The organism is Nocardioides sp. InS609-2 (genome assembly GCF_023208195.1).
Taxonomy (GTDB): domain Bacteria; phylum Actinomycetota; class Actinomycetes; order Propionibacteriales; family Nocardioidaceae; genus Nocardioides.
This window is the reverse complement of sequence record NZ_CP060034.1, coordinates 410,825-434,948: the sequence shown is the minus strand read 5'-3', so window position 1 is coordinate 434,948 and position 24,124 is coordinate 410,825. Positions and strand designations below refer to the sequence as shown.

The following is a 24,124-nucleotide window of genomic DNA, read 5'->3' as shown; positions in this document are numbered from 1 at the left end:
GCGCACATCAACGCACCGGAACATTTCCTGTCATTGTCCTGAACGAGTGGAGGAACAGCTGTGCGGAGCGATCCCACCGGACTGCATCGGGTGCTCGACGACGGCGTGGTGCTGCCCCAGGCGGCGCAGCGCCTCGACACCCGCCGCGAGCTGTGGCCCGACGAGGTCCGCATCCGGGTCGAGAAGCTCAACCTCGATGCCGCGTCGTACCGACAGCTCGAGCGGACGTACGCCGACGGTGACGCCATCCGCGCTGCCGTCCTCGAGATCGTGGCGACCCGCGGCAAGATGCAGAACCCCGAAACCGGGTCCGGCGGCATGCTCGTCGGCGTCGTCGAGGAGGTCGGGCCCGAGTCACCCCTCGGCCTCAATGTGGGCGACCGCGTCACCACCCTCGTCTCTCTGACCCTCACCCCGCTCGTCATCGAGGACGCGCTCCGCGACTGGGACGGCCTCTCCGAGCAGGTCCCGTGCGACGGGTACGCCGTGCTGTTCGGCCGCTCGATCGCGGCCGTGATCCCCGACGACCTGCCCCGCGATCTTGCCCTGTCGGTCATGGACGTCTGCGGCGCGCCCGCACTCACGGCTCGCGTGGTGAAGCAGTACGACGACGCGGTGGTCGCCGTCATCGGCGCGGCCGGGAAGTCTGGCTCTCTGAGCCTGGCGGCCGCGAAGGACGCTGGCGCGGCCCGCACCATCGGAGTGGTTCCGCACGAGCGCGAGGCCACCCTGCTGGAGGACGCCGGGATTGCTGACGCCGTCACCATCGCCGACGCCCGCGACCCGATCGCCCTGCGCGACGCCGTGCTCGCCTCCGGTGGCCCGGCCGACGTCACCGTCGTCTGCGTCGACGTACCCGGCTGCGAAGGTGGCGCGATCCTGACCACCGCCGACCGCGGCACCGTGATCTTCTTCTCCATGGCCACGTCGTTCTCGGCGGCGGCTCTCGGCGCCGAGGGCGTCGCGGCCGACGTCACGATGCTGGTCGGCAACGGCTACGTGCCCGGTCACGCGGCGTACGCCATGGACCTGCTCCGCAGCAACGACGGCGTCCGCGGTCTCTTCGAGGGCCGACTCGGATGAGGACCCTCCTGCGCAACGGCCGCGTGCTGGGCACGCCCGCCACGTCGGTGGCCGTCGACGGCGACACCATCGCCTGGGTCGGCGACGACGCCGAAGCCTGGGCAGACGCCGACGAGGTCGTCGACCTCGACGGGGCTCTCATCACGCCCGCGTTCGTCGACTCCCACATCCACACCGTCCGCACCGGCTTCGCCCTCACCCAGCTCGACCTCACCCTCGCCACCAGCCGCGACCACGCCCTCGACCTGCTCTCGTCGTACGCCGCGGGGCACCCGAACGACCTCCTGGTCGGCAACGGCTGGGACGAGTCGCGCTGGCCGGTCGCCGAGCCGCCAACCGCCGACGAGATCGAGCGGGCGGTGCCGGGGCGCGAGGTCTACCTGACGCGCGTCGACGGCCACTCGGCCCTCGTCTCCCACACCTTCGCTGCCACGATCCGCGACCTCGAGGCGGCCGTCGGCTGGACCCCCGACGGCCGGGTCGAGCGCGACGCCCACCACGTCGTCCGCGACGCCCTCGCAGACCGCACCACCGACGAGCAGCGTCTCGCCGCGGCCCGCGCCGCGTGCGGCGAGCTGGCCCGGCACGGCTTCGCCGGCCTCCACGAGAACGCCGCGCCGCACATCGGTCCCGAGTCCGAGATCGCGCTCGTGCGCCAGGCCGCAGAGGAGCGCGGCCTGATCGCCACGCTCTACTGGGGCCAGGTGGGCGTGGTCGAGAAGGCGCGAGCCCTCGGCGTACGCGGCCTCGCCGGTGACCTCAACGCCGACGGCGCACTCGGGTCGCGCACCGCGGCCCTGACCTCGCCCTACGACGACGCGCACACGCTCTGCGGCCACGGCTACCTCACGGCCGAGCAGATCGCCGACCACGTGGTGGAGTGCAGCAACGCCGGCCTGCAGGCCGGCTTCCACTGCATCGGCGACGCAGCCCTGGACGCCATCGCCGACGGCTTCGAGCTCGCCGCCCGCACCCTCGGCGTCGAGACGCTGGCCGCCCACCGGCACCGTCTCGAGCACGTCGAGATGCCGTCCGCGCGAGTCATCGAGGTGCTCGGCCGCCTCGGCGTCCTCGCCAGCGTGCAGCCGATGTTCGACGCCCTGTGGGGCGGTTCCGACGGCATGTACGCCGACCGGCTGGGGGAGCGGTGGCGCGGCACGAACCCGCTCCGCGACCTGGCCGCAGTCACGCGACTCTCGTTCGGCTCCGACTCCCCGGTCACCTCGCTCGGCGCGTGGGCCGCTGTCCGCGCTGCCTGCCACCACCACGACGAGCAGCAGAGCCTCGACGTGGCGACGGCCTTCGTCGCGCACACAGCCGGTGGCTGGTTCGCCGGTGGCGACGACGCGTCCGGAAGTATCGAGGTCGGCAAGCGTGCCGACCTGGCCGCCTGGGACGTCCCCGGCGACCTCGACCCCGACGGCTGGCCGGTGCTCCATCCCGACCTCCCACTGCCTGCCGCACGGCGTACTCTCGCCGCCGGCGCCACGATCTGGAAGGTGGACTCATGAACACCCCACGGAGATCTCAGCTCTCTCCACTGGGCTCCCCCCGCGCGCAACTCCGCAGGGACCCCGCATGAGCGGCAAGCTCAAGCTCGACCCGGCGCAGGTGCGCGAGGCGCGTGCCCTGGCCCGCACAGTCGGCCGCCCGATCGTCAACACCGCCAAGTTGCACACGACCGTCTCGGTCGAGCGGGCGACGCTGCGGCTCGCCGGGCTCGAGGGCGCCGACGCCGACGGCATCCCGTGGGTCAACCGCCTCGCCGACGCCGTACGCGCCGATCTCCACGACGACGGCGGCCTCTCCCACGGCATCGCGCTCCCGGTCTGGGACGCGCTGCTCCGCGGCGAGGCCGACGACCTCGCCACCCTGGCGCAGAAGGCCGGCGCCGGCTCGGTGCGCTTCCGGCTGCCCGAGGGCAAGGACTACACCCGAGCCCGTACGGCGTCGCGCAAGGCCGTGGGGGCCGGCATCCGCCGGATCGACGCCCGCCGCAAGGAGCGCGAGCGGATGATCGCCCGCATCGGCGACGCGCCCCGCAAGCCGTGGATCTACCTGATCGTCGCCACCGGCGACATCTACGAGGACATCCCGCAGGCCCAGGCCGCAGCTCGTGAGGGCGCCGACATCATCGCGGTGATCCGCAGCACCGGGCAGAGCCTGCTCGACTACGTGCCCGAGGGCGCCACCCGCGAGGGCTTCGCTGGCACCTACGCCACGCAGGAGAACTTCCGGCTGATGCGCGAAGCGCTGGACGTGACGAGCAAGGAGCTCGGTCGTTACGTGCGGCTGACCAACTACGCGTCCGGTCTCTGCATGCCCGAGATCGCCGCGCTGGCCGGTCTCCAGCGGCTCGACATGATGCTGAACGACTCGATGTACGGGATCCTCTTCCGCGACATCAACCCGATCCGCACGTTCGTGGACCAACGCTTCAGCCGGCAGATCCACGCCCGCGCCGGCATCATCATCAACACCGGCGAGGACAACTACCTCACCACCGCCGACGCCGTCGACGCCGCGCACACGGTCACCACGAGCCAGCTCCTGAACGAGTACTTCGCCAAGGAGGCCGGCCTCGAGGACTGGCAGCTCGGCCTGGGCCACGCGTTCGAGATCGACCCCGAGGTGCCCGACTCGTTCCGCCTCGAGCTCGCTCACGCGATGCTGGCGCGCGACCTGTTCCCGAAGGCACCGCTCAAGTGGATGCCGCCCACGCGGCACATGACCGGCGACGTCTTCCGTGGCTACCTGCTCGACGGCTTCTTCAACCTCGTCGGGGCGCTCACCGACCAGGGCATCCTGCTTGTCGGCATGATGACCGAGGCCGTGGTGACGCCGTGGATCTCCGACCGCGACCTGGCCCTGCAGAACGTCCGCTACGTGATGAACGCAGCCGGCAACCTGCACGAGGACTTCAACCCCGACCCGAAGGGCTTCATCGGCAGCCGCGCCCGTGAGGTGCTGGGGGAGTCAATTGGGCTCCTCAAGGACATCAAGGGCCACGAGAACGGCCTGCTCGACGCCATTGCCGACGGCACCTTCGGCCTGATGAAGCGCCCCGCCCACAAGGGTCGCGGCCTCGAGGGCGTCGCCAAGAAGTCGAAGGTCTACTACAACCCGGCCATCGAGATCCTGGAGGAGAAGTGAGCGACCCCAAGACCCCGGGTCTCGGCACGGCCGAGGCGCAACCTCCTGAGTCCACGGGGGGACGCCACATCATCCGCCCGTACGGCGACACGACGGGTGACGGCATGGTGCAGGTCTCCTTCACCCTGCCGATGGCGCATTCCAAGATCGCCGAGGGTGCGGCCGCCCAGCTCGCCAACAAGATGGGCATCGACCCCGCGCTGGTGGTGCACGCCAAGCCGATGGGGCCCGACTTCACGTTCTTCGTCGTCTACGGCCGGGTCAACCACCTGGTCGACACCTCCATCGTCGAGGTGATCGAGCGCGACTACCCGCTGCTGACGCCCAAGGAGGCCAACGCCGCCATCAAGCGCGCGATGCGTCGCCGCCTGGTCGTCGTCGGTGGCTGTATCGGCACCGACGCCCACACCGTCGGCATCGACGCGATCCTCAACATCAAGGGCTTCGCCGGCGAGAAGGGGCTCGAGTACTACCGCGAGCTCAAGGTGGTCAACCTCGGTGCCCAGGTGAGCGTGCCGCAGCTCGTCGAGGCCGCCCGGGAGGAGAAGGCCGACGCCGTACTCGTCTCGCAGGTCGTCACCCAGCGCGACGCCCACCTGCTCAACACCCGCGAGATGTCCGCGGCGTTCCGCGAGGCCTACCCGTCGGCGGCTCGGCCGCTGCTGGTGGTCGGTGGGCCGCGCTTCGACGAGACGATGGCCGACGAGCTCGGCGTCGACCGGGTCTTCGGCCGCGGTACGACGCCCGGCGAGGTCGCGTCGTTCATCGTGCACCGGCTGACCCAACGAAAGGCCTCCTGATGCCCGCAACCGTCGGAGAACGCGTCGTCCACCGCCGCTACGTGCCGTACTCCCATGCCCACTACGCCGGCAACCTCGTCGATGGCGCCTATTCGCTGGGCCTCTTCGGCGACGTCGCCACCGAGATGTGCATCCGCACGGACGGCGACGAGGGCCTGTTCGCGTCGTACTCCGACGTGCAGTTCCGAGCGCCCGTGATCGCCGGCGACGTCCTCGAGATCACCTGCGAGCTGGTCAAGGCCGGCACCCGCTCGCGCGTCATGGAGTTCGCCGTGCACGTCGTGGCGCGCGGCGCCGCCACCGAAACGGCACCGGGTGCCGCAGACATGCTCGACGAACCCCTGCTGGCGACGTCCGCGACCGGGACCGTGGTCGTCCCGGCGAAGTCCTCCTGAGGGCCCGGTCCGGTGCTCTGGACCAGTTGATCGGCGTGTCGTCGGAGACACGCCGCGAGGTCTGAAACTGGCCCGAAATGACCGGCGCGGGAGAGCGCTTCGCTGACCTGCGAAGACGCGCGTCTGTGCAGGTCAGGGACCGGTTGACAGTGCCGGGGTCCAGGATCCAAGGTGCCTGGGTCCGCCTGTGCAGATCGTGGCTTGCGGACCGACGTCCGAGTGGCCGAGTCGGTGGGTGTGGAGCCAGCGCTCGCCCGACCCGGTTCACGGAGGTCGGTCCCGCACCGCGAAGGCGGCGACGGAAGGGACTCCAGCTCCGTAGACAACAGCGCGTCGTCGGCATCCAGTCGGCTCCGGGTTGGTCCGAAGGGCTCGGGTCCCTTCCGTCGGCCTGTAACCGCTGACGGGTAGCGTTGCCACGTGCTGCTACGGAGTCTCGCCGCGCTGCTCGCCGGCGTCCTCCTGGCCCTAGCGTTCGAGCCCGTCGGGATCGCTCTCCTCATCCCGCTCTCGATCGCGGTCCTCGTGTGCTGTCTCCACGGGCTGCGCGCCCGGAGCGCCTGGCTGCCCGGCCTGCTCTTCGGCGGCGGCTTCTGCTTCGTCCTGATGTACTGGATGCGCGCCGTCGGACCCGACGCCTGGCTGTCGCTGGCCGCTCTGGAGACGGCGTTCTTCGCGCCGCTCGGCTCCTTGATGGCGCGGTTGATGCGGCTGCGCCGGTGGCCGCTGTGGACGGCGTCCGCCTGGGTCGCCATCGAGACCATCCGCGGTTCCTGGCCGTTCAGCGGCATGCCCTGGGGCCGCCTCTCCTACGCCGTCGCCGGTACGCCGTGGGCCGAGGCTGTGCCCTGGCTCGGGTTCTCCGGTGTGAGCCTGCTGCTGGCCGCCTCCGGGACCACGCTGGGCTGGCTGGTGCTCGGAGGGTGGCGGCAGCGGCGTACGGCCGTCCTGGCCGTCGCTACGGTGCTCCTGCCGGTCGCTGCGGGGGCTGTGGCGCCGTACACGACGGAGGAGAGCGGGTCGGTGACCGTGGCGGTCGTGCAGGGCAACGTCCCGGGCACGGGCAACGACCTGGTGGCCGTCCACCGTGAGGTCACCCGCAACCACGTGGACGCGACCATCGACCTGGCGGCGCGAGTGCAGGCAGGTGACGTCGAGCGACCCGACTTCGTCATCTGGCCCGAGAACTCCACGGCGGTCGACCCGTTCCTCGACGCGGAGGTCAACGCAGGCATCGAGTCAGCCGTGGCGGCGATCGGGGTGCCGGTGCTTGTCGGGGTCATCGCCGACGCGCCGGATCCCGACGCGGTGCTCAACCAGGGCATCGTGTGGGATCCCGTCACCGGGGGAGGGGACCGCTACACCAAGCGCCACCCGGTGCCGTTCGGCGAGTACATCCCGTGGCGCGACACGGTCTTCAAGAGCAACTTCGGCCAGCTCCGGCTCATCTCGCGGGACATGGCCCAGGGCACGCGGCTCGAGCCGCTGCGCATCGACGGGGCTCTGGTCGCCGACGCCATCTGCTTCGACGTGGCCTACGACGACGGCATCCACGCCCAGCTCCAGCACGGCGGTGAGCTGGTCACGGTGCAGACCAGCAACGCGAGCTTCATGGGCACCTACCAGATCGAGCAGCAGTTCGAGATCACCCGGCTCCGGGCGATGGAGACCGGGCGGTACGTCGCCGTGGCGGCGGTCAACGGCGTCTCCGGCATCATCGACCCCGATGGCACCGTGCTCGACTCCGCAGCGGCCCGCACGCAAGAGGTCCTGGTGCGCGACGTCGAGCTGCGCACCGGGCTGACACCCGCCGTACGCATGGGGTCCTGGCCCGGGCGGATCTGCCTGGCGCTGGCCCTGGTCGGCCTGGTTCTTGCCCTTCGGGCCCCGCGCGTCGCATATCCTCGCCGGACCGACCAGCCAGCCGAGGATGACGCGTGACGCCACCAGCCGACCACCGCACCGTGATGGTCATACCGACCTACAACGAGGCGGAGAACCTCGAGTGGATCGTCGACCGGTTGCGTACGGCGCAGCCCGGGGTCGACGTGATGATCGTCGATGACAACTCTCCTGACGGCACCGGCAGGATCGCCGACACGCTGGCCGCGAACCACGATGCGATATCCGTGGTTCACCGCAGCTCGAAGGAGGGGCTGGGCGCGGCGTACCTCCACGGCTTCCAGGTCGCTCTCGACGCCGGCTACGACGTGATCGGCGAGATGGACGCCGACGGGTCGCACCAGCCCGAGCAGCTGCACCGGCTCGTGGAGGCGCTGGCCGACGCTGACCTCGTCATCGGCTCCCGCTACGTGCTGGGCGGCTCGATCGTCAACTGGCCGAGGTCGCGCGAGCTGCTGTCCCGTGGCGGCAACCTGTACGTCCGGTTGCTGATAGGCATGCCTGTGCGTGACGCCACGGCCGGGTTCCGGCTCTTCCGGCGAGCGACTCTGGAGGCGATCGACCTGGCCTCGGTGAGGTCGACCGGCTACGTGTTCCAGACCGACATGACGCACCGGGTGCTGGTGGCCGGTCTGCGGGTGCGCGAGGTGCCGATCGAGTTCATCGAGCGGGTGCGCGGCAACTCCAAGATGACCGGTCAGGTCGCCGGTGAGTCGCTGAGGAAGATCACCCTGTGGGGGCTCGAGGAACGGCGCGCAGCGGTACGGCGGCGGCTCGTGGGTCGCCGGGTTTCACGCCGTGCTTCATGATGGAGTCGTGACTCGACGCCGCAGCTTCCCGATGTGGGTGCTCTTCATCGCGCTGGTGGTCGTGCCTCTGGCAGAGATCTACGTGCTGATCCAGGTCGGCCAGGTCATCGGCCCGTGGTGGACCATCCTGCTGCTCATCGCCGACAGCATCCTCGGCGGCTGGCTGATCCGCCGTGAAGGTGGCCGCGCCTGGCGCGCCCTCCGGTCTGCGCTCGACTCGGGCCGGATGCCCGCGCGTGAGCTCGCCGACGGTGCGCTGATCGTCTTTGGCGGCGCGCTGATGTTGAGCCCGGGGTTCGTCACCGACATCCTCGGCATCCTGCTCATCTTGCCGATCACGCGTCCCGTGGCGCGGAGGCTGCTCACCACCGTCATCTCCCGGCGGCTGCTTGCGGGCGTCGTACCCGCGGGTGGCTGGGGCCCCGGCAACCAGCCCCGGACAGCACAAGGCCCCGGACCAGTGGTCCGGGGCGATGTGGTGGACGACGAGTGACCTGCTCGATCTGATCTCGGGAACCAGACCCGCAGGTTCACATCGTCAGGCCGACTTGATCCGCTTCTTCGCGTTGGCGCGGTGCAGGTGGGCGGGACCGATCTCTCCGCCACGCAGCAGGTCGAGACGCTCCTTGAGGATGTCTTCGAGCTCCTTCTCGGACCGGCGCTCGAGCAGCATGTCCCAGTGGGTTCGGGCCGGCTTCTCGACCTTGACCTCCTTGGTGATGCCGTCGACGCTCAGGCCTTCGCCACCGCAGCGCGGGCATTCCCACACCGCGGGGATGTCGGCCTCGACCGACATCGTGATCTCGAAGACGTGTCCCAGCTGGCAGCGGTAGCCGACCTGCTGGCGGGCCGCGAACTCGATGCCGCGTTCGTCCTCGAAACTTTGCCCGCCGAGCCTCGCGCCACGCAATGTGCGCTCCGCCATTGAGCCACCTCCAGATTAGTTGCTTCCCGGGTACGGGAATGAGACGGCCCAGGTGAGGGTCCATGACGCCACATCGGTTGGCGACGTCATCCGTCGTTTGCCTTCAACGGTAGTGGGCCGGGCAAGATTCTGCCGATTCCGGCTGTCGGGAGTGCGTCAGATCACCCTCAGGCGATTGTCAGACAACGGCTGGGACGTCGTTTCCGGCCTCGCGGATGCCGCGCTCGGTGTCGACCCGCGTCAGCAGCAGCCCGCCGACGACGAAGAACACGATCAACGCGAAGATCGCGGGCCGGTAGGAGTCGGTGAACTGGTAGACGAGTCCGAAGACCAGGGTCCCGAACCACGACGTACCGCGGTCCATCGCGTGGTAGAAGCTGAAGTACTCGGCTTCCTTGCCCCGGGGGATCAGCAGCGAGAAGTAGGACCGGGCGAGTGCCTGGGTGCCACCGAGCACCACGCCGATGGCGACGCCAAGGAGCAGGAACGGCACCAGCTGTCCCTCGGGCAGCACGAGTGCCGCCGTCACGATGGCACTCCAGATGCCGAGCCCCACCACGATCATTCGCTTCGCGCCCACGCGTCCGGCCAGCCGACCGAACAGGAGCGCACCACCGACCGCGACGAACTGCACCAGCAAGTACGTCGCCAGCACGGTGCCCAGCTCGAAGCCCAGCTCGTCGGTGCCGTAGAGCGAAGCCTGCGAGATGACGGTCTGGATGCCGTCGTTGAAGAAGAGGTAGGCCAACAGGAAGGTCAGCGCAACCGGGTAGTTGCGCATGTCCTTCAACGTCGCCCAGAGCTGGCCGAAGCTCCGCGCGACGATGCCGCCCTCCACCACCTCGACGTCGTGGGGAGGGTGGTTCCGCAGGCCACGGAACGGAATGAAGGTGAAGGCCGCCCACCAGACGGCCGCCGACAGCATGCTGATGCGGGCCGCCATGCCCTCCGTGACGCCGAACGTGTCGTGGAACGACACCAGGACGAAGTTGAGGGCGAGGAGCAGGCCGCCCCCGGCGTACCCGTAGGCCCAGCCACGGGTGGAGACGCGGTCACGCTCGTTCTCGGTCGAGATGATCGGCAGGATCGCGTCGTTGAAGACGGCCGAGGCGGCAAAGCACAGGTTCGCGACGAGGAAGGACAAGGTGCCCAGCTGCCAGTTGTCGCCGGTGACGAAGAAGAGCACGCTCGTGGCCGCGGCGCCGGCCCAGCCGAAGCCGGCCAGCAGGTCCTTCTTGCGCGATGTCCGGTCGGCGACCGCACCCAGCAGCGGCAGCAGGATCGCGGAGAGGATCGTGGAGGCCGTCACGATGAAAGCAGGGAGCGCTCCGGGCGCGATGTCGATGCCGAGCACCGAGATCCGGTTGTTGACGGCGGCTTCCTCGGCGATCGCCTTGATGTACGGCCCGAAGAGCACGCCGGCCACGGTGGTGGCGAAGGCACTGTTGGCCCAGTCGTAGAAATACCAGGCCCTCTGCTCGCGGGCCCGGTTGAGCGGCTCCAGGTTGGCGATGCCCTGCGCCTGTGCGTCGTCGCTCATTCCGGTTCCCTCCATCGCCCGCCCTCGCGGAGCACGTCCCTGAGTATGTCGGTGCGATCGGTCATCAGACCATCGACACCACGCTCGAGCAGGGCCCGCATCTCTGCCGGGTCGTCGATGGTCCAGACGTGCACGTGCAGGCCAGCGGCGTGGGCGCGCCGTACGACGCCGCGCGTCGTGACCGTCAGGGGCCCCCGCCGGTGCGGGATCTGGAGGGCGTCGGGGCGGCCTCGCGTGAGCCGGCGGGCCAGCCGTGCACTGGGGGAGAGGAGGTAGGCAACAACCTCGAGCGGGTGGGCCGAGGTGGCCACCCTGCCGCGACTCAGCCGTCGGAAGTCATTGATCGACCGTCGTGAGAACGACCCGACGAGCACCCGGTCCCAGGCTTGGTGCTCGTCGATGAGGGCGACCAGGGCCGGGACCGCACCGGCGGCCTTGAGGTCGATGTTGAACCGCACCTCCGGGAACGACTCCATCAGCCGGGCCAGCGTGGGGATGGCTTCCCGGCCCCCGATCTGCGCGCGCTGCACCTCGGCGTACGTCATGTCGGCGAGCACGCCGCGGACATCGGTCACCCGGTCGAGGACCGTGTCGTGGAAGGCCAGCAGCACCCCGTCGCTCGTCACGTGTACGTCGGTCTCGAGGTAGCGGTAGCCGAGCCCGACCGCGTGGCTGAACGCCGCGAGGGTGTTCTCCAGGTGCACGATCTCAGGGTGGTACGCCCCGCCGCGGTGAGCGAACGCCAGCACCGGTCCGGGGTCGTCGAGGAAGGGGCGGCCAGTCGGGCGGTCGATCACGCCGAGCAGTATCCACCAGGAGTACGGTCAGGACATGGAATCCATGACCTGCCCTCGATGTGGCAACGAGATGGTGGAGCGCCCTGTCGGAGCGACCCAGGTCAGCCAGTGCCCCGAGGGGCACGGCGTCTTCCTCGATCGTGCCGATCTCGGCACCCTGGCCGAGGCCGAGTCCGACTGGCACCGCAACTCCGCCCAGCACACCACGCCCCTGCCCCGGATCACCCCCGACATGATCGCGCCCCCGGCCGCCGCGAAGCGGGCGAGGGCGTGGGTGGAGACGCTGTTCAACTAGTGGCTGACTCGCTCGTCGTTTGGCCAGCGCAGCGGGCGTCGACGCGGGGGAGCCACGACTTGTCAGGCATTTCCTGAACTTGTCGGCCCGTGCATTGCCTGACAAGTTCAGGAATCCCCGGTCGACCGGGGATTCCTAAGCCCGCGGTCAGATATCCCTGAACGTCTCGATATTGGCGCCGAGCAGGTTCAGCCGCTCGGCGAGGTCCTCGTAGCCACGGGAGATGACGTACGTCGAGCGCAGCACGGACGTGCCCTTCGCTGCAAGCATCGCGAGCAGCAGGACCACGGCTGGGCGCAGGGCCGGCGGACACATCATCTCGGTGCCGCTGAAGTGCGTCGGGCCCTCGATCATCACCCGGTGCGGGTCGAGCAGCTTGACGTTGCCGCCGAGCTTGTTGAGGTCGACGAGATAAATCGCGCGGTTCTCGTAGACCCAGTCGTGCAGCAGGGTCTGACCGTCGGCGACAGCCGCGATGACGGCGAAGAACGGCAGGTTGTCGATGTTGAGACCCGGGAACGGCATCGGGTGGATCTTGTCGAGCGGCGCGCGCAGGTCTGACGGCAGCGTGGTGATGTCGACCAGGCGGGTGTGAGCGTTGAGGGCGACGTACTCCTCGGTGCGGTGGTACTTGAAGCCCATCTCCTCGAGCAGCGCCAGCTCGATCTCGAGAAATTCGATCGGCACCCGGGTGATCGTGATCGACGACTTGGTGACGATTGCGGCGGCCAGCAGCGACATCGCCTCGATGGGGTCCTCGCTGGGGGCGTAGTCGACGTCGACGTCGACCCTCTCGCGGCCGGTGACGGTCAAGGTGGTGCTGCCGATGCCCTCGACCTCGACGCCGAGCTTCTGCAGGTAGAAGCACAGGTCCTGGACCATGTAGTTGGACGACGCGTTGCGGATCACGGTCGTGCCGGGGTGCAGGGCGGCGGCCATCAGCGCGTTCTCGGTGACGGTGTCACCGCGCTCGGTAAGCACGATCGGACGCCGCGGCTCGATGGCCCGGTTGACGGTGGCGTGGTAAGCGCCGTCGGTGGCCTTGATCTCCAGACCGAACGGACGCAGCGCAGCCATGTGCGGCTCGACGGTGCGGGTGCCGAGGTCGCAGCCGCCGGCGTACGGCAGGTCAAAGGTGTCGGCACGGTGTAGCAGCGGGCCGAGGAACATGATGACCGAGCGAGTACGACGCGCAGCGGCCTCGTCGATGTGGGTCAGGTCGAACTCGGCCGGCGGGATGATCTCGAGGTCGTTCTGCTCGTTGAGCCAGCGGGTCTGCACGCCGAGCGAGGCAAGCACCTCGAGCAGCCGGTTGACCTCCTCGATGCGGGCGACCTTGCGCAACGTCGTCTTGCCGCGGTTGAGCAGGGAGGCGCAGAGCAGGGCGACGCCGGCGTTCTTGGACGTCTTCACCTCGATGCTGCCCGACAGTGTGGTGGGCCCGGTGACGCGCAGGTGGGTCGGACCGGCGCCCAGGGCGACGATCTCGGAGTCGAGGGCCGCTCCGATGCGCGCCAGCATCTCGAGGGAAAGGTTCTGATGACCCTTCTCGATGCGGTTGATGGCGCTCTGCGAGGTGGACAGCAGGTCGGCGAGCTGGGCCTGGGTGAGACCGCGGTGCTTGCGGGCGTCGCGGATCAGGTTGCCGATGCGGCCCAGGTAGTCGCGTTGAAGGAGATCAGCCATGCCGGTCAAGGTATCTCAGATATGAGATAGAGCAAGATCGGCACGCCCGGCCGCGATGTCGGCGTACCCACGCCCCGTGCAAGGATCGACGGATGCGAGCCACGACCATCCACGCTGCCCGTGACATCCGCCTGACCGACCTCGAGACGCCGTCCGTCGGCGCCCCCACCGATGCCGTCATCAAGGTCACGGCGGGGTGCATCTGCGGCTCCGATCTGTGGCCCTACCGGGGCGAGAACCCCATCGAGGCCGGGTCCACGATCGGCCACGAGTGCGTCGGTGTCGTCGAGGAGGTCGGGTCGGCGGTGACGTCGTTCATGCCCGGCGACTTCGTAGTCGTGCCTTTCTGCCACAGCGACAACACCTGCGCCCACTGCCGGGCCGGCATCACCTCGGCCTGCGAGAACCAGGGCTGGACCGTCAGCGGTCAGGCCGAGTACTCCCTGGTCACCCAGGCCGAGGGCACCATGTTCAAGGCCGAGGCGCCCGGGGACGACGAGGACCTGCTCAAGTCGCTGCTCTCGCTCTCCGACGTGATGCCGACCGGCTGGCACGCGGCCGTGTCCGCCGGCGTACGACGCGGCGGCACCGCCGTGGTCGTCGGTGACGGCGCCGTCGGCCTGTGCGGTGTGCTCGCCGCTTCGATGATGGGCGCCGAGAAGGTCATCGCCATGTCGCGCCACGAGTCCCGCCAGAAGATCGCCACCGCCTTCGGCGCCACCCACATCGTCGCGGAGCGCGGCCAGGAGGGCGAGGCGGCGATCCTCGAGATCACCGAGGGCGTCGGCGCCGACGCGGTGCTCGAGTGCGTGGGCACCGACCAGTCGATGCAGACCGCGTTCGCCATCGCCCGCCCCGGGTCCCGCGTCGGGTTCGTCGGAGTGCCGCACGGCGTGGAACTGCCTGTGCGCCGGATGTTCCAGAAGAACGTCGGCCTCTTCGGCGGTGTCGCACCGGTGCGCGCCTACCTCGACGTGCTGCTGCCGAAGGTGCTCGACGGTTCGATCAACCCCGGCCTGGTCTTCGACTCGGTGCGCTCGCTCGACGAGGTGGCCGACGGCTACCGCGACATGGATGAGCGGCGCGCGGTCAAGGTCATGCTTCTCCCGTGAGCCCGGTGCGGGCAGTCGTCCTCGACATCGGCTCGGTGCTCGAGGTCGTCGACGACAGCGTCTTCCCGGCGCCGTTCCTGGCGCGCCACGGGTTCGCACCCGACTCGTTCGAGGTGTGCGTCCGGGCGCTGCCCGGCGACGGTATGACGGGCCGGGTCTCGGAGTCCGAGGTCCGCTCCCACTGGCAGACCGAGCTTTGTCTGAGTGATGCGCAGGCCGGCGAGCTGTTGACCGACTTCTGGCGATGGTACGTCGGCACGCTTGACCAGCCGTTGTACGACTGGTTCGCCGGGCTGCGCGACCGCGGCCTCACCGTTGGCATCCTCAGCAACTCCGCACCGGGCGCACGTGAGGCCGAGCGCTTGTACGGCTTCGAGGACATCACCGACGACATCGTCTACTCCCACGAGGTCGGGCTGGCCAAGCCCGACCCGGCGATCTACGAGCTGACGGCGCGACGGCTGGGCGTGCAACCCGAGGAGATCGCGTTCCTCGACGACCACGCGCCGCACGTCGAGGCGTCGCGGGCGGCCGGCTGGCACGGCGTACTGCATGAGGACACTGCTGCGTCGATCGCCCAGCTCGAGGCGCTCATCCAGGACTGAGAGCCGTCAGACGTCGACGACGGCGTTGTCGCCGAGGTCGGGCTCGCCGTCGGTGAGCAGTCCCTTCACGAGCGTGACGGCGGCGGCCACCTTGCCGGGGGACTCCCAGTACTCCGCGGTGCTTCCGTCGACGCGCAGGAGCACGTTGTCGGGGTCGTCGGGTCCGCCGGACATGAAGATGCCGGCGGAGGCGTCCCACAGCTCCTTGAGCTTTGCCCTGTCATCGGAGAGCCGGGCGGTGCCGCTCAGCGAGACCCAGCCCTTGTCGGCGGCGTACGCGACGTTGACGTCGGGTCGCGCGCTGATGGCGGCGATCTTCTCGCTGCTCTTCTGGGTGATGAACCAGACGGTGCCGGCGTCCTCGAAGTCCTGGGTGCCCATCGGCATCGAGACCAGCCGCCCCTCGGCGTCCTGGTAGGTCAGGGTGGCGATCCGGGTGTCCTTCATGATCGCGGCGACCAGCTCGCGCCGGTCCTGCTCGGTGCCCATGATGACTCCTCTGCGTCGATGGTGCGGTGCTCTCGACGCTGGCACACACCTGGTGACGCGACTACCTCCCGAGGGGTCAGATGGGGTCGAGGATGCGCTGGAGGAACTGCCGGGTGCGCGCTTCCTGCGGGTCGCCGATCACCTGCGCGGCCGGGCCGCGCTCGGCGATGACGCCGTTGTCGAGGAAGAGCACCTGGTCGGACACCTGCTGCGCGAAGCGGATCTCGTGCGTGACCACGACCATGGTCCAGCCCTCGGCCGCGAGGTCCTTCATCACACCCAGGACCTCGCCGACAAGCTCGGGGTCGAGCGACGAGGTGGGCTCGTCGAAGAGCATCAGCTTCGGCTTGAGCGCCAGCGCCCGGGCGATGCCGACGCGCTGCTGCTGGCCGCCCGAGAGCTGGCTGGGAAACGCGTCCTCCCGGTCAGCCAGGCCGACCTGCTCGAGCAGGGCCCGTGCCTCTGGCACGACTTCCGCCTCAGGACGACCCTGTGCATGGATCGGACCCTCGGACAGGTTCTCGAGCACGGTGCGGTGCGGGAAGAGGTGGTGCGACTGGAACACCATCGCGCTCTGACGCCGCAGCTGGGCGAAGTCGCGCTCGGCCTCCCGACGACCACGGACCTGGCTGAAGTCGACCTCGACGTCATCGATGCGTACGACGCCACTGTCGGGCACCTCCAGGGTGTTGAGAGACCGCAGCACGGTCGTCTTGCCGGAGCCCGAGGGACCGAGCAGCACGGTGACCGTGCCCGAGTCGACAGTGAAGTCGATGTCGCGCAGCACGTCCTGGTCGCCGAACGACTTGCGCAGGTCGGTGACCGACAGCAGGGGAGTGGGGCTCATACGGTGTGCCTCTCGAGTCGGGTCTCCAGGCGGCTCTGGCCGTAGGCCAGCACAGCGCAGACGACCCAATAGAACAACGCTGCCAGGGAGTAGAGCGCCATGAATTCGGTGGTGGCACCGGCGTAGTTCTGGGCCACGCGGAACATCTCCGGCACCAGGATCACCGAGGCGAGCGAGGTGTCTTTGACCAGCGAGATGAACGTGTTCGACAGCGGGGGTACGGCGGTGCGCGCGGCCTGGGGCAGCACGATCCTCCGCATCGTCAGGGCGTAGCTCATGCCCACGGTGGCCGCAGCCTCGGACTGACCGCGCGGCACGGAGAGGATCGATGACCGGATGATCTCGGCGGCGTACGCCGCGACATTGAGCGACAGCGCGAACGCCGCTGCGGTGAAGCTGTCGAGCTTGATGCCGATCTGGGGGAGTCCGAAGAAGACGATGAACAGCTGAACGAGCAGCGGAGTGCCCCGGACGATCGAGATGAACGCTCGGGCCGGCCAGTGCAGCCAGGGCCGGGTGGAGAGCCGGGCCAGGGCGACCAGCAGCGCGAGCACGAGGCCGATCGCCATGCTGAGGAGCGACAGCGTGATCGTGTACTGCGCCAGTGCCTTGAGCATCGGCCCGGCCGCGTCCTGTAGGACGTCCCACGCACCCTTGTTGCTGGCCCGGCCGGAGAGGTCGGCCTCGCCGCCGCCGTCCTCGGCGGAGACGTCGGCCTTGAAGTAGCTCTCGGAGATCTCGGTCAGCGTGCCGTCTGCGGCCATCTCCTCGAGCGCGGCGTCGGCCTGGTCGCGCAGCTCGGTGTCGTCCTGGGTGAACGTGAGCGCCTGCTTGCTGACCTCGTCGCCTGCGTCGCCGGCGATCTTGATGTCCGTAGACCCGCTCGCGGCGAGGAAGTCGAGGATCGCGATGTTGTCGTTGACGATCACGTCGACCCGGCCCTGGGTGAGCAGCTCGGCCGCCTGCGCAAGGCTCTCGACCGAGCGCACCTTGGCCCCGGCCTCGGTGGCGATCTCCGCAAAGCTGGTCGTCGACGACTGTGCGGCCGTCTTGCCCTTGAGGTCGTCGAGCGAGGTGATCGAGTCCTCGTCGGCGGCCGTGACGATGACGGCGCGCGAGTAGGTGTACGGCTCGGAGAAGAGGTAGCGAGCCGAACGCTCGGGGTTGATCGTCACCTGGTTGGCGATGACATCGATGCGGTCGGCGTCGAGCGCCGGGAAGATCGCGTCGAACTGGGCCTCGACGAACTCCAGCCGCCAGCCGGCGCGCTTCGCGACCTCCTTGATCACCTCGATGTCATAGCCGGTCAGCTCGTCGGTGTCGGGGTCGTGGAAGCTGAACGGCGGGTAGATCCCTTCGGTGCCGACGCGGATGACCGGGCCGTCGGTCGAGGGGTTGTCCTCTGCGCCTGCCGGCGCCGTCGTACCGAGGAGCAGGCCGACCCAGAGAAAGAGCAACGCGAGGATGCGCCATCGACGGTTCACACGACCACCATTTCTGACTTAAGTGTCTTTGGTTTGTGTGGTTAGGGAATCAGGACACTAGTCCATCGCCTTCACGTCAGGCCGTCGAGCGACTTCTTCAGGGAGGCCTGCGCGTTGTCGCCCAGCTTCTTCAGGAACGGCGCAAGGAGCGGCGCCAGCAGTTTGGACGCGCCGGAGAACGTGAACTCGGCGGAGTAGTCGACCCTGGTGCCCGTGCCGTCGGGGGTGATGCGCATCGTGTCGATGCTCTCGGTCGACTTGTTGCGGCCGACCAGGCGGACGACGGGGGGAGTGTCCTCCTCGAGCGTGTAGTCGAGGGTGACGGTGGTGCCCATGAACTTCGACTCGTTGCGGTATACGGAGCCCACCTCGCCGCCGCCGCTGATGCGCTTGCACGCGACGGTGCCGTGGTCCCACTCCGTGGCGTTCTCGAAGTCGGCCAGGTAGGCGAAGACGGTCTCGGGGGAGGTGCTGGTCGTCACGGAACGCTCGATGGTGGGCATGGTCGCCACGCTAGCGTGCGCGGGCATGTCCACCTCGGGATCGGCTGTTCGTTCCATACTCGAGGGACCACCGAGGTCTCCGAGACGCCTAAGGAGCGATCCATGCCGCAGTACCTCGCGCTGACCTACACCGCCGACGTCGACTGGTTTGCCCCTGAGCAGGCTGCCGAGCTCGCCGAGTACCGCGAGTTCGCGGTCGAGAACGCCCACAACATCCGCGCTAGCGCCGTACTCCACCCGACCAGTACCGCCACGGTCGTGCGGGTCGAGGGAGCGCGCGGGGGAGCGGTCGTGACGACCGACGGGCCGTACGCCGAGACCAAGGAGGCGCTGACCGGTTACTACCTGATCGAGGCTGCCGACCTGGATGAGGCAGTGGCGATCTCGGCCAGCCTGCCCGCGGCGTGGGGCGGTGCCGTCGAGGTGCGTCCCGTCATCGCATCCAGGTAGGTCGTCTGTGGGCGAGGAGGCAGAGAAGGCACGCCAGGCGGTCGCTGAGACGATCCGGGTCGAAGGGGCGCGCATCCTGGCGACACTGATCCGGACCGTCGGCGACGTGCAGGTCGCCGAGGACGCCGTGCAGGAGGCGAGCGTCGCGGCCCTCGGCGCGTGGACCGTCACGGGAGTGCCGCCGCAACCCCGTGCCTGGCTCACCGTGACCGCACGACGTAAGGCGATCGACATCCTGCGCCGCGACCGCCTGCGTCCGGGCAAGGAACAGGACGGGTTCCGCATGATCGAGCTCGCGAGGCCGGACCTCCCGACGGACGAGGTCGTCCAGGACGACGTCCTGCGGTTGATCTTCACCTGCTGCCATCCGGCGCTGTCGCCGCCGACTCGCGTCGCGCTGGCGCTGCGCACGCTGTGTGGCCTCTCACCAGCACAGATCGGCAGCGTGCTGCTCACCACCGAGGTCGCGACCATCAAGCGACTCACCCGGGCTCGACAGAAGATCGCCGCAGCGCACATCCCGTACCGCGTCCCGGCCGACGACGAGCTCGCCGAGCGGCTGCCCGCGGTGTGCGGGGTGGTCCACACCCTCTACACGGCCGGCCATGCGCCCCTGGACGGCAGCCTCGCGTACGACGTCGACGTGTGCGCCGAGGCGGTCAGGCTCGCCGAGCTCCTGCACGAGCTGCTGCCGGAGCAGCCGATGCCTGCCGGCGTACTCGCGTTGCTGCTGCTCACCGAGGCTCGACGGCCGACCCGGCTCGACGAGACTGGTGAGGTCGTGACGCTTGACCGCCAGGACCGGGCCCGGTGGGACGCCGCGTCGATCGAGCGCGGTGTCGAGCTGCTCAACTGCTCGTTGCGCCGCACCGGGGGACAGGCCGACGCCTACCAGCTACAGGCCGCGATCGCCGCCGAGCATGCCCGGGCTGAGGTGTACGACGAGACCGACTGGGCGGAGGTCGTGCGGCTCTACGACCTGCTCGTGTCGGTCGCCCCCAGCCCCGCAGCCGGTCTCGGCCGGGTCGTGGCAACTGCCGAGGCATCGGGCCCTGCGGCCGGCCTCGCGCTTCTGGAAGAGGTTCCGCCGAGCCCCCGATGGCACGCGGTCCGTGCCGAGCTGCTCGCCCGGGAGGGCCGACACGCTGAGGCCGCGAGCGAGCTGACCGCATCACTCGACGGGCTGGCGTCCGAGCCCGAACGACGCCATCGCGAGCAGCGACGTGACCGGTTTCTCCAGCTGGCTGCCGGCGAGGCCTCGCCCAGCGGTCAGGACGGTCGATGACGGTCCCGGTCGCGACCGAAGCGCACTGTGTGGCGCTGGTGACCTCACCCGTCGTCGTGGCACGATCATGCAGGTGACCACCAGCCCCGCTGAGGCGCAGCACCTTCGCGATCTCGCCCTTCTGCGCCGGGTTCGCGACCGGATCGACCGGGATTACGCGCAGCCGCTGGACGTCGAGGCGCTCGCCCGCGGCGTACACATGTCGGCGGGGCACCTCAGTCGCGAGTTCCGCCGGGCGTACGGCGAGCCGCCGTACTCCTACCTGATGACTCGGCGCATCGAGCGCGCGATGGCGCTGTTGCGGCGTGGCGACCTCAGCGTCACCGACGTCTGCTTCGCGGTCGGCTGCCAGTCGCTCGGCACGTTCAGCACCCGCTTCACCCAGCTGGTCGGTGTGCCGCCCAGCGTCTACCGGCGCGACGCGGCACGCACGACAGAGGGGATGCCGCCCTGCGTGGCGAAGAAGGTCACCAAACCGATCAGGAATCGAGAAGCGTCCTCCCCGGGGCCGCACCTAGCGTGATGGCCATGAACATCACCATCAACGCGAGCTACCTCCCACACAACGACCCGGACGCCTCCCTGGCCTTCTACCGCGACCTCCTCGGCTTCGAGGTCCGCGGCGACGTCGGCTACGAGGGGATGCGCTGGATCACCGTCGGACCCGTCGGCCAGCCCGGCACGTCCATCGTCCTCCACCCGCCGGCCGCGGACCCCGGCATCACCGACGAGGAGGGCCGCCTCATCGCCGAGATGATGGCCAAGGGCACCTTCGCCAGCATCAACCTCGCCACGCCCGACCTCGACAGCACCTTCGAGCGGGTTGAGGCCAGCGCCGAGGTCGTCCAGGAGCCGACCGAGCAGCCGTACGGCATCCGGGACTGCGCCATCCGCGACCCCGCGGGCAACATGGTCCGGATCCAGGAGCTGCGCTGATGGCCGCCCTGGACTCGGTCACCCTCGAGGTGTCCGACGCCCCGGCCGCCGAGGCGTTCTACGCGGCTGCCTTCGGCCTGGGCGACAAGCTGCACGTCCGTGCCGGGGAGACACCCACGACCGGCTTCCGTGGTTTCACCCTGTCGCTCGTGGTGGGCCAGCCCAGCACGGTCGACAGCCTCGTCGGCAGCGCCCTCGACGGGGGCGCCACCGTGCTGAAGCCGGTGAGCAAGAGCTTCTGGGGGTACGGCGGCGTCGTACAGGCTCCGGACGGGGCGATCTGGAAGGTCGCGACCTCGTCGAAGAAGGACACCGGTCCCGCCACCCGGCAGGTCGACGACCTCGTCCTGCTGCTGGGAGTCGCGGACGTGAAGGCGAGCAAGCGGTTCTACGTCGAGCACGGACTGACCGTGGCCAAGAGCTTCGGCAGCAAGTACGTCGAGTTCGACGCCTCGTCGTCGCCCGTCAAGCTAGCTCTCTACCAACGACGCGCCGCGGCCAAGGACGCCGGTGTCCCGCCGGAGGGCACCGGGTCGCACCGGATCGCCATCGGCAGTGACGCCGGGCCGTTCGCCGATCCGGACGGGTTCGCGTGGGAGGCTGCTCGCATGCGACACGGGGACAGGGAGACAACCTGAGCATGGCCAAGAAGACGGACACGCAGTCGGCCGGGATGCCCTTGGCCGACAGCCACGACCTGATCCGCGTGCAGGGCGCGCGTGAGAACAACCTCAAGGACGTCAACGTCGAGCTCCCGAAGCGCCGGCTCTCGGTGTTCACCGGCGTCTCGGGCTCGGGCAAGAGCTCGCTGGTGTTCGCCACGATCGCCGCGGAGTCGCAGCGGATGATCAACGAGACCTACAGCGCCTTCGTGCAAGGGTTCATGCCGAACCTGGCCCGCCCGGAGGTCGACCTGCTCGAAGGGCTGACGACGGCGATCATCGTCGACCAGGAGCGGATGGGTGCCAACCCCCGCTCCACGGTCGGCACCGCCACCGACGCCAACGCCATGCTCCGGATCCTGTTCAGCCGGCTGGGCAAGCCGTACATCGGGCCTCCCACGGCGTTCTCGTTCAACGTCCCGACGCGAAAGGCGAGCGGGGTGATGAGCACGGAGAAGGCCGGTGGCCGGGTCGCGAAGGCTGTGGTGCAGAACGCGGTCTACCTGGGCGGCATGTGTCCGCGCTGCGAGGGCATGGGCTCGGTCTCCGACTTCGACCTCACCGCGTTGTACGACGAGAACAAGTCGCTGGCCGACGGTGCACTGACCGTGCCGGGCTACTCGATGGACGGCTGGTACGGCCGGCTGTTCGAGGGCGTCGGCCTGCCGATGGACAAGCCGATCGCCAAGTTCACCAAGAAGCAGCTCGAGACGATGCTGTACTCCGAGCCGACCAAGATCAAGGTCGAGGGCATCAACCTGACCTTCGAAGGTCTGATCCCGAAGATCCAGAAGTCGATGCTCTCCAAGGACGTCGAGGCCATGCAGCCTCACGTACGACGCTTCGTGGAGCGCGCCATCGCGTTCCAGTCCTGCCCCGAGTGCGACGGCACCCGGCTCAGCCCGGAGGCCAGGTCCGCGAAGATCCACGGCAAGAACATCGCCGACCTCTGCGAGCTGCAGATCAGCGACCTGGCCGAGTGGGTCCGGGCACTCGAGGAGCCGTCAGTTGCGCCGTTGCTCAAGGGACTGCAGCACCTGCTGGACTCGTTCGCCGAGATCGGCCTGGGCTACCTCTCGCTGGACCGGCCGGCCGGCACGCTGTCCGGGGGAGAGGCCCAGCGCACCAAGATGATCCGCCACCTGGGGTCGTCGCTCACCGATGTGACGTACGTGTTCGACGAGCCCACGATCGGCCTGCACCCCCACGACATCGAGCGGATGAACGAGCTGCTGCTGCAGCTGCGCGACAAGGGCAACACAGTGCTCGTCGTCGAGCACAAGCCCGAGACCATCGCCATCGCCGACCACGTCGTCGACCTCGGCCCCGGTGCCGGCACCGAGGGCGGCAGCGTCTGCTTCGAGGGGACGGTGGAGGGGCTGCGGGGGAGTGACACCATCACCGGCCGCCACCTCGACGACCGGGCCACCGTCAAGGATTCGGTGCGTACGTCGTCCGGCAAGCTCGAGGTGCGCGATGCCTCGACGCACAACCTCCAGGACGTCGACGTCGACGTCCCACTCGGCGTGCTCTGCGTCGTCACGGGTGTCGCGGGTTCGGGCAAGAGCTCGCTGATCCACGGCTCGATCGCCGGCCGCGACGGCGTGGTCGTCATCGACCAGGGTGCGATCAAGGGGTCTCGCCGCAGCAACCCCGCGACGTACACAGGTCTGCTCGAGCCGATCCGCAAGGCCTTCGCGAAGGCCAACGACGTGAAGCCGGCGCTGTTCAGCTCCAACTCGGAAGGCGCCTGTCCCACGTGCAACGGCGCGGGCGTGATCTTCACCGAGCTGGGCGTCATGGCCACCGTCGAGTCCACGTGCGAGGAGTGTGAGGGCAGGCGGTTCCAGGCGTCGGTGCTGGAGTACACGTTGGGAGGACAGAACATCGCCGAGGTGCTGGCGATGTCGATGACGGAGGCGGAGGTGTTCTTCGGTGACGGCGAGGCAGCCACTCCGGCCGCCCACAAGATCCTGGAGCGGCTCGTGGACGTCGGGCTCGGCTACCTCACCCTCGGCCAGCCGCTCACCACGCTGTCCGGCGGCGAGCGACAGCGCGTCAAGCTGGCCACCCAGATGGCCGACAAGGGAGACGTCTACGTCCTCGACGAGCCGACCACCGGCCTGCACCTCGCCGACGTCGAGAACCTGCTCGGCCTGCTGGACCGGCTCGTCGACTCCGGCAAGTCGGTCATCGTGATCGAGCACCACCAGGCGGTGATGGCGCACGCCGACTGGATCATCGACCTGGGCCCGGGGGCTGGTCACGACGGCGGCAAGGTCGTGTTCGAGGGCACGCCCGCAGACCTGACAGCCGACCGATCAACCCTCACGGGCGAGCACCTCGCGGCGTACGTCGGCTCGTGA

25 protein-coding genes are annotated in these 24,124 nt (G+C 69.2%); 17 read left to right on the top strand and 8 right to left on the bottom strand.

From position 1 onward, the window contains the following. Positions 1-60 precede the first annotated feature (60 nt). The 8 genes from H4Q84_RS02365 (at position 61) to H4Q84_RS02330 (ending at position 8,635) form a co-directional block, all read left to right on the top strand. Entirely contained in the window at positions 61-1,083 is a 1,023-nt protein-coding gene (locus tag H4Q84_RS02365; protein ID WP_248581802.1) for an L-erythro-3,5-diaminohexanoate dehydrogenase, read from the top strand. Further along, positions 1,080-2,594 carry an amidohydrolase family protein gene (locus tag H4Q84_RS02360; RefSeq protein ID WP_248581801.1) on the top strand — a complete coding sequence of 505 codons (1,515 nt, stop codon included), beginning with the start codon at positions 1,080-1,082 and terminating at the stop codon, positions 2,592-2,594. Before H4Q84_RS02365 ends, H4Q84_RS02360 begins: the two co-directional genes overlap by 4 nt. Before the next feature lie 67 nt (positions 2,595-2,661). After that, on the top strand, positions 2,662-4,236 hold the full coding sequence (locus H4Q84_RS02355) for a lysine 5,6-aminomutase subunit alpha (protein WP_248581800.1): 1,575 nt from the start codon (positions 2,662-2,664) through the stop codon (positions 4,234-4,236). Then, positions 4,233-5,036, top strand: coding sequence for an OAM dimerization domain-containing protein (locus H4Q84_RS02350; RefSeq protein WP_248581799.1), 804 nt, complete (start codon positions 4,233-4,235; stop codon positions 5,034-5,036). The genes H4Q84_RS02355 and H4Q84_RS02350 overlap by 4 nt, the downstream gene beginning before the upstream one ends. Then, positions 5,036-5,431, top strand: coding sequence for a hotdog domain-containing protein (locus H4Q84_RS02345; protein WP_248581798.1), 396 nt, complete (start codon positions 5,036-5,038; stop codon positions 5,429-5,431). The genes H4Q84_RS02350 and H4Q84_RS02345 overlap by 1 nt, the downstream gene beginning before the upstream one ends. A 420-nt stretch (positions 5,432-5,851) precedes the next feature. Next, a complete protein-coding gene (lnt, locus tag H4Q84_RS02340; protein WP_248581797.1) occupies positions 5,852-7,372 on the top strand; it encodes an apolipoprotein N-acyltransferase in 1,521 nt (506 codons plus the stop codon). A 26-nt stretch (positions 7,373-7,398) separates the two neighbouring features. After that, positions 7,399-8,142 carry a polyprenol monophosphomannose synthase gene (locus tag H4Q84_RS02335; RefSeq protein ID WP_248583594.1) on the top strand — a complete coding sequence of 248 codons (744 nt, stop codon included), beginning with the start codon at positions 7,399-7,401 and terminating at the stop codon, positions 8,140-8,142. A 7-nt stretch (positions 8,143-8,149) separates the two neighbouring features. Beyond that, positions 8,150-8,635: an FxsA family protein gene (locus H4Q84_RS02330; RefSeq protein ID WP_248581796.1), complete on the top strand. Its 486-nt coding sequence runs from the start codon at positions 8,150-8,152 to the stop codon at positions 8,633-8,635. A gap of 45 nt (positions 8,636-8,680) precedes the next feature. Here H4Q84_RS02330 and H4Q84_RS02325 read toward each other — a convergent pair whose 3' ends face one another. The 3 genes from H4Q84_RS02325 to H4Q84_RS02315 form a co-directional block, all read right to left on the bottom strand. Then, positions 8,681-9,067 carry an RNA polymerase-binding protein RbpA gene (locus H4Q84_RS02325; protein ID WP_248581795.1) on the bottom strand — a complete coding sequence of 129 codons (387 nt, stop codon included), beginning with the start codon at positions 9,065-9,067 and terminating at the stop codon, positions 8,681-8,683. A 178-nt stretch (positions 9,068-9,245) separates the two neighbouring features. Further along, positions 9,246-10,607 (bottom strand): MFS transporter, encoded by a 1,362-nt coding sequence (locus H4Q84_RS02320; protein ID WP_248581794.1) that lies wholly within the window; start codon positions 10,605-10,607, stop codon positions 9,246-9,248. Beyond that, on the bottom strand, positions 10,604-11,404 hold the full coding sequence (locus H4Q84_RS02315; RefSeq protein WP_248581793.1) for a glycerophosphodiester phosphodiesterase: 801 nt from the start codon (positions 11,402-11,404) through the stop codon (positions 10,604-10,606). The genes H4Q84_RS02320 and H4Q84_RS02315 overlap by 4 nt, the downstream gene beginning before the upstream one ends. A gap of 34 nt (positions 11,405-11,438) precedes the next feature. On the opposite strand from H4Q84_RS02315, the gene H4Q84_RS02310 reads away from it, so the two are divergent. Beyond that, the gene (locus H4Q84_RS02310) at positions 11,439-11,699 is read left to right on the top strand and encodes a zf-TFIIB domain-containing protein (protein WP_248581792.1); all 261 of its coding nucleotides are present in this window, start codon (positions 11,439-11,441) and stop codon (positions 11,697-11,699) included. Between the two features lie 147 nt (positions 11,700-11,846). Here the strand turns inward: H4Q84_RS02310 and H4Q84_RS02305 are convergent, their stop codons facing one another. Further along, positions 11,847-13,385 carry a UDP-N-acetylglucosamine 1-carboxyvinyltransferase gene (locus tag H4Q84_RS02305; RefSeq protein ID WP_248581791.1) on the bottom strand — a complete coding sequence of 513 codons (1,539 nt, stop codon included), beginning with the start codon at positions 13,383-13,385 and terminating at the stop codon, positions 11,847-11,849. Positions 13,386-13,477: 92 nt separating this feature from the next. Here H4Q84_RS02305 and H4Q84_RS02300 point away from each other — a divergent pair, with 92 nt between their 5' ends. Both H4Q84_RS02300 and H4Q84_RS02295 read left to right on the top strand, forming a co-directional pair. After that, positions 13,478-14,497, top strand: a complete 1,020-nt coding sequence (locus H4Q84_RS02300) for a zinc-dependent alcohol dehydrogenase family protein (protein ID WP_248581790.1) — start codon at positions 13,478-13,480, stop codon at positions 14,495-14,497. Then, positions 14,494-15,102 (top strand): HAD-IA family hydrolase, encoded by a 609-nt coding sequence (locus tag H4Q84_RS02295; protein WP_248581789.1) that lies wholly within the window; start codon positions 14,494-14,496, stop codon positions 15,100-15,102. Before H4Q84_RS02300 ends, H4Q84_RS02295 begins: the two co-directional genes overlap by 4 nt. Before the next feature lie 6 nt (positions 15,103-15,108). Here H4Q84_RS02295 and H4Q84_RS02290 read toward each other — a convergent pair whose 3' ends face one another. The 4 genes from H4Q84_RS02290 to H4Q84_RS02275 all read right to left on the bottom strand — a co-directional run bounded on the left by H4Q84_RS02290 (position 15,109) and on the right by H4Q84_RS02275 (position 18,425). Further along, positions 15,109-15,591, bottom strand: a complete 483-nt coding sequence (locus H4Q84_RS02290; RefSeq protein WP_248581788.1) for a pyridoxamine 5'-phosphate oxidase family protein — start codon at positions 15,589-15,591, stop codon at positions 15,109-15,111. Between the two features lie 76 nt (positions 15,592-15,667). Continuing rightward, the gene (locus H4Q84_RS02285; protein ID WP_282580302.1) at positions 15,668-16,438 is read right to left on the bottom strand and encodes an amino acid ABC transporter ATP-binding protein; all 771 of its coding nucleotides are present in this window, start codon (positions 16,436-16,438) and stop codon (positions 15,668-15,670) included. Then, complete coding sequence (locus H4Q84_RS02280) at positions 16,435-17,922, bottom strand: ABC transporter substrate-binding protein/permease (protein ID WP_248581787.1); 1,488 nt, start codon at positions 17,920-17,922, stop codon at positions 16,435-16,437. Before H4Q84_RS02280 ends, H4Q84_RS02285 begins: the two co-directional genes overlap by 4 nt. A 71-nt stretch (positions 17,923-17,993) precedes the next feature. Then, positions 17,994-18,425, bottom strand: coding sequence for an SRPBCC family protein (locus H4Q84_RS02275; protein WP_248581786.1), 432 nt, complete (start codon positions 18,423-18,425; stop codon positions 17,994-17,996). Between the two features lie 102 nt (positions 18,426-18,527). Here H4Q84_RS02275 and H4Q84_RS02270 point away from each other — a divergent pair, with 102 nt between their 5' ends. The 6 genes from H4Q84_RS02270 (at position 18,528) to H4Q84_RS02245 (ending at position 24,124) form a co-directional block, all read left to right on the top strand. Next, positions 18,528-18,875 (top strand): YciI family protein, encoded by a 348-nt coding sequence (locus H4Q84_RS02270; protein ID WP_248581785.1) that lies wholly within the window; start codon positions 18,528-18,530, stop codon positions 18,873-18,875. 7 nt (positions 18,876-18,882) lie between these two features. Then, the gene (locus H4Q84_RS02265; protein WP_248581784.1) at positions 18,883-20,160 is read left to right on the top strand and encodes a DUF6596 domain-containing protein; all 1,278 of its coding nucleotides are present in this window, start codon (positions 18,883-18,885) and stop codon (positions 20,158-20,160) included. A 73-nt stretch (positions 20,161-20,233) separates the two neighbouring features. Beyond that, a complete protein-coding gene (locus H4Q84_RS02260) occupies positions 20,234-20,683 on the top strand; it encodes a helix-turn-helix transcriptional regulator (RefSeq protein ID WP_248581783.1) in 450 nt (149 codons plus the stop codon). A 5-nt stretch (positions 20,684-20,688) separates the two neighbouring features. Continuing rightward, on the top strand, positions 20,689-21,096 hold the full coding sequence (locus H4Q84_RS02255; protein ID WP_248581782.1) for a VOC family protein: 408 nt from the start codon (positions 20,689-20,691) through the stop codon (positions 21,094-21,096). Next, positions 21,096-21,734, top strand: a complete 639-nt coding sequence (locus H4Q84_RS02250; RefSeq protein WP_248581781.1) for a glyoxalase — start codon at positions 21,096-21,098, stop codon at positions 21,732-21,734. The genes H4Q84_RS02255 and H4Q84_RS02250 overlap by 1 nt, the downstream gene beginning before the upstream one ends. 2 nt (positions 21,735-21,736) lie before the next feature. Beyond that, a complete protein-coding gene (locus tag H4Q84_RS02245; protein ID WP_248581780.1) occupies positions 21,737-24,124 on the top strand; it encodes an excinuclease ABC subunit UvrA in 2,388 nt (795 codons plus the stop codon).

Bases quoted from the DNA above. Each gene is read 5' to 3' on its own strand.
- H4Q84_RS02360 (WP_248581801.1), top strand. From the start codon at position 1,080: ATGAGGACCCTCCTGCGCAACGGCCGCGTGCTGGGCACGCCCGCCACG.
- H4Q84_RS02355 (WP_248581800.1), top strand. From the start codon at position 2,662: ATGAGCGGCAAGCTCAAGCTCGACCCGGCGCAGGTGCGCGAGGCGCGT.
- H4Q84_RS02345 (WP_248581798.1), top strand. From the start codon at position 5,036: ATGCCCGCAACCGTCGGAGAACGCGTCGTCCACCGCCGCTACGTGCCG.
- H4Q84_RS02335 (WP_248583594.1), top strand. From the start codon at position 7,399: ATGGTCATACCGACCTACAACGAGGCGGAGAACCTCGAGTGGATCGTC.
- H4Q84_RS02325 (WP_248581795.1), bottom strand. From the start codon at position 9,067: ATGGCGGAGCGCACATTGCGTGGCGCGAGGCTCGGCGGGCAAAGTTTC.
- H4Q84_RS02320 (WP_248581794.1), bottom strand. From the start codon at position 10,607: ATGAGCGACGACGCACAGGCGCAGGGCATCGCCAACCTGGAGCCGCTC.
- H4Q84_RS02310 (WP_248581792.1), top strand. From the start codon at position 11,439: ATGGAATCCATGACCTGCCCTCGATGTGGCAACGAGATGGTGGAGCGC.
- H4Q84_RS02305 (WP_248581791.1), bottom strand. From the start codon at position 13,385: ATGGCTGATCTCCTTCAACGCGACTACCTGGGCCGCATCGGCAACCTG.
- H4Q84_RS02300 (WP_248581790.1), top strand. From the start codon at position 13,478: ATGCGAGCCACGACCATCCACGCTGCCCGTGACATCCGCCTGACCGAC.
- H4Q84_RS02290 (WP_248581788.1), bottom strand. From the start codon at position 15,591: ATGGGCACCGAGCAGGACCGGCGCGAGCTGGTCGCCGCGATCATGAAG.
- H4Q84_RS02285 (WP_282580302.1), bottom strand. From the start codon at position 16,438: ATGAGCCCCACTCCCCTGCTGTCGGTCACCGACCTGCGCAAGTCGTTC.
- H4Q84_RS02275 (WP_248581786.1), bottom strand. From the start codon at position 18,425: ATGCCCACCATCGAGCGTTCCGTGACGACCAGCACCTCCCCCGAGACC.
- H4Q84_RS02270 (WP_248581785.1), top strand. From the start codon at position 18,528: ATGCCGCAGTACCTCGCGCTGACCTACACCGCCGACGTCGACTGGTTT.
- H4Q84_RS02255 (WP_248581782.1), top strand. From the start codon at position 20,689: ATGAACATCACCATCAACGCGAGCTACCTCCCACACAACGACCCGGAC.
- H4Q84_RS02250 (WP_248581781.1), top strand. From the start codon at position 21,096: ATGGCCGCCCTGGACTCGGTCACCCTCGAGGTGTCCGACGCCCCGGCC.
- H4Q84_RS02245 (WP_248581780.1), top strand. From the start codon at position 21,737: ATGGCCAAGAAGACGGACACGCAGTCGGCCGGGATGCCCTTGGCCGAC.